This window comes from Flammeovirga pacifica (genome assembly GCF_000807855.2).
Taxonomy (GTDB): domain Bacteria; phylum Bacteroidota; class Bacteroidia; order Cytophagales; family Flammeovirgaceae; genus Flammeovirga; species Flammeovirga pacifica.
This window is the reverse complement of record NZ_JRYR02000001.1, coordinates 231,267-243,446: the sequence shown is the minus strand read 5'-3', so window position 1 is coordinate 243,446 and position 12,180 is coordinate 231,267. Positions and strand designations below refer to the sequence as shown.

The 12,180-nt window shown below is 34.9% G+C and carries 8 protein-coding genes; all 8 read right to left on the bottom strand.

Annotated features, from left to right (window positions below; all coding sequences use genetic code 11):
* Positions 1-540: 540 nt before the first annotated feature.
* Complete coding sequence (locus tag NH26_RS00965; protein ID WP_052432057.1) at positions 541-2,571, bottom strand: glycoside hydrolase family 97 protein; 2,031 nt, start codon at positions 2,569-2,571, stop codon at positions 541-543.
* Positions 2,572-2,585: 14 nt separating this feature from the next.
* On the bottom strand, positions 2,586-3,425 hold the full coding sequence (locus NH26_RS00960; RefSeq protein WP_044224326.1) for an endonuclease/exonuclease/phosphatase family protein: 840 nt from the start codon (positions 3,423-3,425) through the stop codon (positions 2,586-2,588).
* Positions 3,426-3,431: 6 nt separating this feature from the next.
* Positions 3,432-4,502, bottom strand: coding sequence for a putative glycoside hydrolase (locus NH26_RS00955; RefSeq protein WP_044224329.1), 1,071 nt, complete (start codon positions 4,500-4,502; stop codon positions 3,432-3,434).
* A gap of 70 nt (positions 4,503-4,572) precedes the next feature.
* Complete coding sequence (locus NH26_RS00950) at positions 4,573-5,664, bottom strand: carbohydrate-binding family 9-like protein (RefSeq protein WP_052432058.1); 1,092 nt, start codon at positions 5,662-5,664, stop codon at positions 4,573-4,575.
* A gap of 128 nt (positions 5,665-5,792) precedes the next feature.
* Positions 5,793-7,229 (bottom strand): glycoside hydrolase family 125 protein, encoded by a 1,437-nt coding sequence (locus NH26_RS00945; protein ID WP_044224332.1) that lies wholly within the window; start codon positions 7,227-7,229, stop codon positions 5,793-5,795.
* Between the two features lie 292 nt (positions 7,230-7,521).
* A complete protein-coding gene (locus NH26_RS00940) occupies positions 7,522-10,104 on the bottom strand; it encodes a beta-mannosidase (RefSeq protein WP_052432059.1) in 2,583 nt (860 codons plus the stop codon).
* Positions 10,105-10,169: 65 nt separating this feature from the next.
* A complete protein-coding gene (locus tag NH26_RS00935; protein WP_044224335.1) occupies positions 10,170-11,411 on the bottom strand; it encodes a PNGase F N-terminal domain-containing protein in 1,242 nt (413 codons plus the stop codon).
* A gap of 23 nt (positions 11,412-11,434) precedes the next feature.
* Complete coding sequence (locus NH26_RS00930) at positions 11,435-12,178, bottom strand: copper homeostasis protein CutC (protein WP_044224337.1); 744 nt, start codon at positions 12,176-12,178, stop codon at positions 11,435-11,437.
* Between the last annotated feature and the right edge of the window lie 2 nt (positions 12,179-12,180).

The following is a 12,180-nucleotide window of genomic DNA, read 5'->3' as shown; positions in this document are numbered from 1 at the left end:
CAAGAAATTCCACTGCTGTGTCAACATTTCTTGCCTCCATTAAAAATTTGAGACACTGTAACCTTCAGTCCTTCAGTAAGGTGAGTTCTCCGAAACTTGTCGGTACTTTTATTACCTACTACGACCTCGGCTGACTTCTCTTGTTGAACCTGCAACGAAGAGATCTCCCCAAGTAAGGACACCTTCTTTCCATTGATCACTGCTACATCTACATCATTAAGCCACAGCATAGTCGTGGAGCTAGATCGCCTTTGGACTTCACAAAGATGTGCTTGCTCATCCCATTAATGATGCCTCTTATGTAGTTTCTGTTCGTCAGTACCAACTTTTGCCGTTTGACTTACTTCAGTGCATTCCTCACGGAAAACCACCTTGTCACTTGCTAATGCTTCGGGATCGTACCCCGCACATAAGGGACTTGCACCCTCTAGAAGATTATTATATCTTTAAAATAAAATAAGGCTGTGTCCATTTTGGGCACACACATAAAAAAAGAGGTACTAAATAGCACCTCTTTCATATTCAATATCCTCTCTAGATTTATTGAAGTAATTGCAGGTGAATGGCTTGACCACCACCTGAATTCATCTGAATAAGCATCGCCTCTTCTGATGTTACATTCTTTTCTATGATTTCATATTTCTTAGGTTTCATCAAATATGTTGCTCCAGGAGCATCTGTATAAATTGTTGCTTTATACAATTTATTTGATTCTAAGAAATCTAAATTGATACTTACAGCTCTACCTGTTTCATCAGTTGCTGCACCAATAAACCATTCTTCTCCCGCTCTTCTAGCGGTGATTGCATATTCACCAATCTCGCCAGAGACCATAATACTTTCATCCCAATCTGCAGTTGAAGATTCTAAGAATTTAAAGGCATCTAAATGCTTTTCATAATTTTCTACAAGGTCAGAAGCCATTTGTAATGGACTATATAAAATAATCGATAAGGCCATTTGTTTCACTAATGTAGTATGTACTCTAGCTTCATCCATAATTTCTGCTGTAGTATTCCAAGCTACTCTATTTGGAGAGTTTTCGTACTGTACATCAAAAATACCTGGAGTATAATCAATTGGACCTCCTAACATTCTTGTAAAAGGAAGAATTAAAGTGTGATTAGGAGGGTTACCGTCAGACCAACCGTTCCATTCCATACCTCTCACTCCTTCTCTCGTCATCATGTTAGGCCAAGTTCTTCTTATACCTGTAGGTTTAATTGGCTCATGAGCATCTAACATAATTTTATGTTTTGCCGCTTTCTCTACCACCCTACGGTAATGGTTCACCATATATTGACCATGGTGATGTTCTCCTCTTGGGAAAATACCTCCAGCATAACCCGTTTTCAATGCGTTAATTCCCAATTCTTCATACAAATTGAACGCTTGGTCCATGTACTTCTCATAAGAAGGAATATCTCCACCAGTTTCATTGTGCATGATTAGTGCAACATTTTTATCATTGGCATATTTAGCTACTTCATCTAAATCATAACCTTTGGCTGGAGTGATGTGATCAAAAGCATCTTTCTCTCCCCATTTATCCCAACCAGAATTCCAACCTTCTACTACTACACCACCAATATTATGATTGGCAGCAAAGTCAATATACTTTTTGGCAGACTCAGTAGTTGCTCCTTGTCTAGGACCTTCTTTCCATTCTTTGGTACCAATATGGAATTCCCACCAAATACCTAAATATTGCATTGGCTTGATCCAAGAAGTATCCTCAATTTTATTGGGTTCATTCAGGTTAATGATCATATTAGAATTCACCAAATCTGAAGCTGCTCTACCCACTTGAATTGTTCTCCAAGGTGTTACTGATGGAGCAGATGTTCTTACTTTATCTCCATTAGCCCAAGGAACTAATACCGATTCATAAGTATATCTTTGTTGATCATCTAGTTTAAGAGTCATGCCAGCATAATCAGTCAAAGCTGCTTCATGAAGACTGACATAATAATTTTCTTTCGTCTTGAAAGTGACAGGCGTTGCTACCCATGTTGCAGAATCGACATCAGTATGATTGTACAATTTCTCATAGGTATCATAATCTGCCCAAATCCACCATGCTTCATGATTGTCTGATAATTGGAATTGAGTCTTTTCGTTCATGATAACAAACTCCTTCAGGTTTTCTTGCTCAGGAAATTCATATCTAAAACCAACACCGTTATCAAACACTCTAAATACAACATCCAATCGGCGTTGTAAACCATCTTTTTCTTGAAGCTGAATTCTTAATTGATTATGATGATCTTTTACCTTTTTATTTTCTCCCCAAGGTTGTTTCCATGTTTCGTTCATGGTATTTCTTAGTTCACCAACAATTTTAAAATTGCTGTCTAAAGAAGGTTGATCTTTAAATTCAAATCCTAAGTAAGATTTCTTTATGATAGGTTCCCCTGCCCATGTAACGCTATACCATGCTTTACCATCGTCATTGGTTGATACTTCTACCGCTAATTTTTCATCGGGGGAAGTAACTACTAAATAGTTAGGTGTACATGAAAAAGAAACAAAGGTGATAATTAGTAACGTAAATAATTTAAAATACCTCATTATTTTTATTCAATTTATTGTAGCTCAACAAACACTGGTAAGTGATCTGAAGGAAAATGTTGATTTTTTGCTTCTGTGATATGAGCATATCTTAATACTTTAAAATACCCATAAGTAAAAATAAAATCAATATGTGAATCCAATGTACTATTGTAATCAAAAGACTGCCATGTACCAATAGGGCCTAATGGGTTAGTTAATGAAATTTCTCTAGTATTTTGGAAATAATCGCTTAAGATTTTCACAGGTTCCTCTTGAGGTGCTGTATTAAAATCTCCCATTAAAACTACAGGATATTTTCCTTGATTCGAAAGTTCTTGAGATTTCTTAATTAAAAGTTTAGAAGAATTAACTCTTGCAACATCTCCTTGATGATCATAATGACAATTCATCACTACAATTGTACGTTTTGTTGACTTACTTTTAAGTCTTGCCCAAGTACAAATTCTAGGTAATACAGCATCCCAACCTTGTGATGGTTGTTCTGGAGTATCAGATAACCAAAAAGTACCAGAATCTATTAATTTAAATTCTTTAGTATTATAAAAGATGGGTGAAAACTCCCCTGCTTCTTTTCCATCATCACGCCCCACACCTATTTGAGTCATGTGAGGTAATCTCTCTTTTAAATCAACTAATTGATCTTTTAATACTTCCTGAGCTCCTAATACATCTACATCATAGAATTTCACAATATCAGCTACCCAATCTTTACGATTAGGCCAAGCATTTTCTTTATCGTCAGCATTGTTATACCTAACGTTAAAAGACATGTATTTTAAGCTTTTATCTTGTGCATTCACTTGAATTATACTCAGAACTACAAGTGAAATAATTGATATTATTTTTTTCATTAATACTTAGTCTTTTAATGCTTTCCAATGTGGTGTTTTCATTCCTCCTAAATCAAAAATAGCAAAACCTTTAGATCCTCCTTTTTTTGCCAATTTTATCGCTTTCTTAGTGTCTTCCACACTCTTAAGATCTGGAGTATAAAGACCCGTAATAATTGGCTTTTTCACTTTTTGTTTTACAGATTTCACACCTTGTTCTGTAGCAAATTTCACCCATTCTAAAGGTTCTTCATAAAAACCATTATACACCATTGGGAAAACCATATCCAATTTAAAATCATCCCAAGATTGACGACAAATTTTTCTTGCTAATTCAGGATAAGGGAACACCGCTGCTGATAACAATTTGCCTTCTTTATGTACTTCATCATAAATTTTATTGACAAGATGAGTTACAGAATCATATCTGAATTGTCTCCACTCTTCTGATTGAGTAGGATCTTCCATCTTACGAATATCTTGACCTGATTCCTTCAAGAACTTATCACGACAAGTATCACAATAACAGAAATCATACTCTGGATATTCTTTATCTTGAACAATACCATATAACGGTTGTAATGATGACGCAAGAATAACATCAGAATATCTTACATAATCTAAATGTACACCTTTAACCCCTTCAATCTTTGCTAATGATACTGCTTGTTTTATAATGTGCTCTTGTACCTCTTCTTTCGATGGGCACACCCACTGATAATAATCAACATATGGATGATAATCGTAGCAAGATCTTCCATCACCACTTACTGTATACCAGTCAGGATGTTGTTTTGCTTCTTTATCACCATTTCGGTTTAAAGTCCACATCCAAGCATGCATCTCAATGTTTCTCTTTTTTAATAGAGGATACATTCTCTTGAAAGTTTTCTCACTTCCACCTAAGAGAACCGCTTCGATATCAATTTCTACTAACTTATCTAATTTTTCTTCCCATTGGGCATCTGTCCAATCATCATGAGCATGTAACCACATCCATCTTTTAGGAAGCTTGGTTGATTTTCCCATTACAGGTAATCCCATCATGACGCCAGTTGTCGTTAATCCAGCTAGTTTTAAAAATTCTCTCTTGTTCATTTCGGTACTTAGGTTAAGTAATTGATGATATAATTAAGTAATAACTTCTTTTAAAGTTATGTGTCAATATTTATTTCTTGATGATTTCTCCATTGCTATCATGTCTCACCATGAGGGTGAGGTCTTCTTGTGGTATTTCTAAAACCACATAGTATCCATGAGGTATATTTTGAATATATGGCTTCACTTCTTTATTGTTATACATAAATTTATCAGTGAATTTCAATTCTTTCATACTCTTAGCATACTTCTTATTTTTATGTTTAAAAGCTCTTTGTGCTCTGTAAACATCAAATAATTGTCTGTATAATCTTTCTGATTCAGATTCTGAAACATCGGTATTTTTCTTATCACCTACTTTATTTTTAGTAAATTCTAAATACCCCCATTGTTCCGGCATATGCATATTTATAGCACCTTGAGGCGACCATACCCAATTGTACTCAGGATAAGCTTTCTTTGTTTCAGGATTGATCTTTTTTGTGTATTTACCTTCTACAATTTCATGTTGCCACTCTACTCTTGAGAAGTTAATTCTCCATCTTCTTCCTTCAACTGGATAGATTAAATCAGGTCTTTCTTGTGATAACACTGATAATGGGAAGGCAATTTCTACGGTCCATTTTTCATCTATATCAGATGGATCATTAATGGTTCCGAACATTTTTGTTGCTGACTTTAATCCTTCGATATGCCAAGAATTCATATTTCGACCTCCATCGCGATAAGGTTTTGGCATCATCATATCCCAAACAGTGTTTAAAAGGTTCACCTCAAATTCATAATATATTGGAGAATCTTGTAACGGATTGATGAACACCTCAAAATCATTATCTAAATAAATCACGGCATCTCTTTCTGTAATTGTACTCCACAAATGAGGTTCAATCATCTCTGCTGCGATATATAGATATTGATCATCCCAAAGCATTTTCACTTTCGTATCAAACTTTGGTTTGGTCATTTGATCTCCTTCAATATCAAGGAATAGTTCTGTCCATTCTGCTTTAGCCCAATCTGCTTCATCCAAAGCACCATCAATCTCTATAGGTTGATTTGCTTGGTAACATAAATAGCTTTCTGGTGTTGGTAAAACTTGAGCAATTGCTCCAAATTTCAACAACATTAATATGATAAAAATATTAACTTTTTGGATAGTCATTATTTAGAATAAAATACGGTGGATGATTGAGTTAATACGATAAATCCTTACGGATAATTTCTTATGGAAATAGTATAGCTAATATATACTACCTGATGTAAAAAATCACATCAGGTAGCTATTAAATTTTATAAAGAAGTTTTTAATACTTCCGGATGTTCTTGATACGTTTTGTAAACTAATTCTCCAAACAACGTATTGGTCCAAGCAAACCATGATCTTGTAAACTTCTTAGGATCATTTTTGTGGAAAGATTCATGCATAAACCCTGTATCTGCATGTGTTTCCTTCAACTGCTTTAAACACCATTTTATTTCATCTGCAGATGTAGATGTAAGTCCTTTCTGAATAATAGACATCGGCCATACATAATCTAAACCTACGTGTGGGCCTCCAATTCCTTCAAATTTACCTTTAAAGAAATAGGGGTTATCCTCACTCCAAACAAACTTTCTTGTTGCTTGGTAAAGTGGATCATTTACATCAATACAATCTAAATACGGTAAGGCCAATAAACTTGGTACATTGGCATCATCCATACAATATTGATTTCCATATCCATCTACTTCAAATGGTAATATTTTACCATAATCAAGATGATCTTTTACTGCATATTTAGCTAAAGCTTCTTTCACTTCTTCCGATAAATCGGCACATTCTTTTGCAAATGCCTTATCCCCAATCACATTAGTGTAAATGTCATTCAATTGATTTAAAGAGGCTACTGCAAAATAATTTGAAGGAATTAAAAATGGCAATACAGTAGAATCATCAGAAGGTCTGAAAGATGATACAATTAATCCACAAGGTTTAATAGATGCTCCTGCTCCCCAGTTGGCTAATGTATCTTCATGTTTTGACGTTGTTCTGTAGAATGTATAGGGTCCTACTCCGTCTTTTCTTTGCTGCTCTTTGAAAGTCTTAAGTATAAGCTTTGCTGATTTTTGCCAGTTTTCATCAAAAATGGACGCATCTCCAGTAGTTTTCCAATAGCCATTTGCCAAACGAACTGCATAACAAAGAGAATCAATTTCCCACTTTCTTTCGTGAGTACCAGGCTTCATATCTGTATGATCAGTTTTTGACCACTTTGACATTACTGTTTCATCTTTTTCAAATGAGTTAGCGTATGGATCTAAAATCACACAATCGGCTTGTCTATTGACCAAACCTTTGATCATGGTTTTTAAGTTTTCATCATCATTTGCAAGTGGAAGATAAGGCCATACTTGTGCCGTAGAATCTCTTAACCACATGGCAGGAATATCACCTGTAATTACAAACGTATCAGGTCTTCCGTTTTTCACTTCGAAATCAATGGTTGTATCTAAAGTGTTAGGATAGCAGTTCTCAAACATCCATCTTAATTCAGGATCCTTTATTCTCTTTGCTACTTTTTTGATGACTTTCTCTACCACTTCAGAAGTGAATTTTCTATCTGTTAGGGCTGGTCGTTGTGATTTAAATTCATCTTCGAATAGTTTAGAAGCTATCGCTTGGCTTCCTGATAAAGCCATTGCTGTAGATAGCATCCCTGTAGTTTTAATAAAATCTCTTCTTCGCATCTCATTTTGATTTTCGTTTCCTGATTTATGATCTATCGGAAACTATAAGTAATAAAAAACTCTGATTAAGTAACTTTATTTAATGCAGTAATAATTTTTTAAAGGATAGTTTTTTCTATGCTTTTGCTAATCATAAGTTAATTTGATTAATCACCTCATTTATGCATACAAGATAATCAGTTCTTGGAGAAAATTTAGGTAGGTTTTCAATTATTAGGAGATTTAAAATAGTTTAAGAAATAGGAGAAAAACAATATTACTTTACATTGTTACTTCTCCTATTTTTTATAATCTATTTAATGTTATTTAGGCATTTCACTAATAACTTATCCTTTAATTGCTCTGCTGTGAAATCCGTTCTTTCTACTACAATTGTTCTCTCTTCGCCCGCTTGTAAGTGAAAATAATTATCTGTAAAATGAACTACTTCTTCACCATCAATACTTAATGCAACACTTTCTGCAAATACATCAGAAGTGACTTTAACCATTAACTGTCCATTCTCTTTCACAACTTTAGTCGCCACTTCTGCAGAAGGAAGTTTTTGATACTTTGGCTTCACAAAGAATGCATAATTGTCTGAAAGCAATTCATTATTCTTACCTTTTACTTTTAAGTACAGGTAACTTCCTTTTTGTAAAGATTTTGATGGAATCATCCCAAAGAAAGAAGTAATTTTCTCGTCTATTGCAGTCACTACTCCATTATCTTTTAAAGTAGTTTTGATTTCTTTTTTAGCGATGATTTTCCCGTCAAAGTTTTTCCATTCTACTTCTAATGTTACGGGTAATTTCTTCCATTCATCATTCACTAATTTCACTTCGATTTGATCTTTAGATAAATCAGTAACAATTAATTGAGGTCTAAATGATCTTTGCACAGCATAATGCAATGCTTTCCATTCTCCAAAGTAATCAATAGACGACCAAGAAGCTGCCGGCCAACAGTCATCCAATTGCCAATACAAAGTACCCATACAGTACGGCATATTACTACGGTGTGCCTCAAACCCTTGTCGCATTCCATCTGCTTGAAGTAACATTCCTACGTATACAAAGTCTTCAAAGTTAGAAGGCACATCAAAATCTCTTTCCATGTATACTTTAATCAACCCGTTACCAGTGTAACTCTTCTGATGAGTATTCATCACATCCGTTTCTAATCCCCAATCTTCTTCAATTGTGAATTTTTTAATGGATTCAAAAGATGGGAACGACTGAAAACCGTACTCACTCATAAAACGAGGTACATATTCTTTGAAACTTTCAAATGGATATTTTCCATGCCAAACACCCCAGAAGTGATTATCACCAATTGAAAAGTCATCTATTTCACCCCAATTTGAAATTGGTGATGATGGATAATAAAAGCGACCTGGATCTAGTGCCCCTACTACTTCTGGTAATAATTTCTTAAATAATCTATCGTAATCACCCGTTAATTTATCTTGTACTTCTTGGCTCCAACCATAAGAATCTTGCCATCCCCAGTTGTCCCAAGCTACACCCACTTCATTGTTTCCACACCATAATGCTAAAGAAGGTCTATTTCTTAGTCTTTTGATGTTATAAGTGGCCTCTTCTTTTACTTTATCCAAGAAAGCATCATCGCCCGGATACATTGTACATGCAAACATAAAGTCTTGCCATACTAAAAGTCCTTGCTCATCACATTGGTCATAAAAGTAGTCGCTCTCGTAGATACCTCCACCCCAAATTCTAACCATATTCATATGGGCATCTAACATACTTTTGATCATCCAATCGTAACGATCCTGAGTAACCGAAGGCAAGAAACTATCTTGAGGAATATAATTTACCCCTTTCATAAATACAGGCTGACCATTTACTTTCACAAAGAAGCTTTCTCCTAAACTATCCGGCTCATTAATTAATTCGACTGTTCTCAACCCGATTTTAGTCAATTCTTGATCTATTAATTTACCATCAATAAGAAGTTGTGCATTGATATTGTATCTTCTTTGTTCACCTAAACCATTAGGCCACCATCTTTCAGGATTTTTTATTTCAGCTGATATATCAATTACATTCTCACCAGAAGTTAGTTCTACTTCTTTTGTCTCTGATTGAAAACCAATGTCATCAGAAGCTAATCGTACTTTTACTTTTCGAGATTTTGTTGATTGAATTGTAATTGATGTAGACAATTCTGCCAAATCATCATTTAATGATTTCTGCTGAATATGAACATCTTCAATTTTTGCTTTATTCCAAGTAATAATATTGATAGGTCTCCAAATACCTGAAGTCACAAAACGAGGGCCCCAATCCCATCCGAAAGAATAAGGAGCTTTACGTGAATAGATGGAGAATTTCTCTGCACGAGCATCATTATCCGCAGGATACTCAAAACCTGCTTTTTCTCTTAAAGGTTTTGTCACCTTAATTGGAGAGTGGAAATACACCTCTAAAGTATTTCCCTTTTGTTGGATAAGACTTGATATTTCTTTTTCATACCCTACAAACATATTGTCTGTAGATAAGATTGTTTTACCATTCAGTCTTACATCTGCATAAGTATCTAAACCTTCCAATTGTAAACTAAAATGATTCTCCTTAATATCTTCAGGAGCATCAAATGTGGTCTTGTATACCCAATCTTCTTCTTCAATCCATTGAAGCTTCTTTTCGTTTTCACGATAAAAAGGATCTTCGATCAATTGGTTATCGAACAAATCTGTGTGAACAACTCCGGGTACAGTCGCTGGGTACCACTTCTCTTTATTGGCTTGTTTAAAAGTCCAATCTGTATCTAGAGAATAACTCTTTTTAGTTAGTTCGTTTACATTCCAATTGTCAGAACACCCTGTTAACAACAGTGTAAAGACAGCTAGTATAGAGGTTATTTTGTTCATATAATATTTAGATAAAAGGGAGTTGAACTAGATGATATCTAACTCAACTCCCCAATGATGTTCTATTAATTTAATTCTCCAAAGAAGTAAGCCGATACAAACCAGAAATTTTGATGATCTCCTTCCAATTTTTGTGCAGTTGGCATAGAAACAGTCAACTTATGATCTCCTGAAATTTTAGGAACAGGAATAATTGTTGGAGGCACATCAGAACCTGGACACCAATTAGATCTAGAGTAATCTGAAGATGCAATAGGTTCTTCTACCATTTTCTCTTCATATTTTTCTTTCTTCCAATTGATATAAGATGCTTTTCTTTTGTTTAACCAAACCCCTGTTGTTGGGTTAAAACGACGGAAAGTAGCACAATCTGTTCTCCAAGGAATAAAGCTAAATAATTTTTGATCGTCTAACTTGATGATATTTTCTGTTTCCACAAATTCATCTCCACCACTATGTCCACCATGACCTGTAGTAATATAGGCTAAATTTACATCCTTTACATTAGATGGAATATTGACAGTAGTTCCTACATCTGCTCTTTGGAATTTATCACATCCTTTTTGCGGAGGTATGTATCTTACTGTATTAAATACTGGTGAAACCCAACGTTTTTTAGCCGGATCATATGCATTATCAGACTCATCAAAATGAAGTTTCACATCAACTTTATAGCCTTCTTTAGTCCAAGTATCGATATGAACACCGATAATAATCTCTCCTTCTAACAAAGGTATTAATTGTGTGATATCTTGTTTCCAAACTGCCTTTTTCGCCCATCCATCAACATAAGATGGCATTCTATGAGGATAAGTGACAGTATCTTCAGAATAATGACCTACACCAAATGGAGTCATGAAACGCATTAGTTCAACAGATGGTTGATAGTCGCCCTCTGCAATAATTCCAGGGAATTCATCGGTTTGATCCGCATCCTCTGTATGAGCCAATTTAAATTCTCCTTTAGCAACAGATAAAAGGTTTGCTCCTTTTGATGGCATTACGAAAACAGAACCAGCTTTATCCCAACGATCACCTGCTGATGTTTCTTCTACAACGATTGAAACTTTTGTTTCGCGTTGAAACTTAGGAATTGTTAGTTTCCTCAACATAATACGACCCGATTCAATATAAAAGGGTGCTGTATCACTTTCCTTAATACCATCTTTGGTTAAATCAGGATCAAAATACAAATGTTCATTTTCAAAAACATGATATGTTTGATCACCAATAGATGGGATTTCTTTTGGTCCACAGCTTATCATAAAAGCTGCAAGAATTAGAGAGGTTACAAATTTAAGTTTCATTTTGATAGTATTATTTGATCAGTCTATTTTGTCAATTCACTTCTTAAGTTCGATACCACTTGCTCACAGGTAATACTTCTTTGGTATTCAGAGTCGAGGCTATCTTTACTCATGGCTACTTTTTCATTTTTGAATTTCATAGCACTTTCTATCACTTTAGAGGCAGATGAATGTACTGCTGAAACACCTGTTTTTTCTACAATTTCTTTCACATTAGTAGGTAAAACACCACTTCCAGCCATAATTTCAATTCTACCATCTGCTTGATCCACCAATGCTTTTAGAGTTTCCATTCCTTCTGGAGCAGTCATTTTCTGTCCCGAAGTTAATACTCTATCTACACCAAGTTGTATCAAGTTTTCTAAAGATATTTTAGTGTCTTTAGTCATATCAAAAGCTCTATGGAAAGTAACTTGCATGGGTTTGGCAGCATCAACCAAAGGTTTACATCTTTCAATGTCAATTTCTCCTTCAGCAGTAAGAGCACCAATCACCACTCCATTCATTCCTAACTCCTTAGCTACCTTCACATCTTCGAGCATTTCTTCAAATTCAATATCTGAAAAGAAGAAATCTCCTCCTCTAGGTCTGATAATTGGAAAAATATCAATACCTACTTTCTCTCTTGCTACTTTCATTGTGCCTTTACTTGGTGTAGTCCCTCCTTCTAATCTACCACCACACAATTCTACTCTATCAGCACCTCCTGCTTGCGCATTCATTGCCGAATCAACCGTATAAGCACAAATTTCTAATGTCGTTTTCATGT

Coding starts and splice junctions, on each gene's coding strand:
- NH26_RS00955 (WP_044224329.1), bottom strand. CDS start 4,502: ATGAACAAGAGAGAATTTTTAAAACTAGCTGGATTAACGACAACTGGC.
- NH26_RS00935 (WP_044224335.1), bottom strand. CDS start 11,411: ATGAAACTTAAATTTGTAACCTCTCTAATTCTTGCAGCTTTTATGATA.
- NH26_RS00960 (WP_044224326.1), bottom strand. CDS start 3,425: ATGAAAAAAATAATATCAATTATTTCACTTGTAGTTCTGAGTATAATT.
- NH26_RS00950 (WP_052432058.1), bottom strand. CDS start 5,664: ATGACTATCCAAAAAGTTAATATTTTTATCATATTAATGTTGTTGAAA.
- NH26_RS00930 (WP_044224337.1), bottom strand. CDS start 12,178: ATGAAAACGACATTAGAAATTTGTGCTTATACGGTTGATTCGGCAATG.
- NH26_RS00965 (WP_052432057.1), bottom strand. CDS start 2,571: ATGAGGTATTTTAAATTATTTACGTTACTAATTATCACCTTTGTTTCT.
- NH26_RS00940 (WP_052432059.1), bottom strand. CDS start 10,104: ATGAACAAAATAACCTCTATACTAGCTGTCTTTACACTGTTGTTAACA.
- NH26_RS00945 (WP_044224332.1), bottom strand. CDS start 7,229: ATGCGAAGAAGAGATTTTATTAAAACTACAGGGATGCTATCTACAGCA.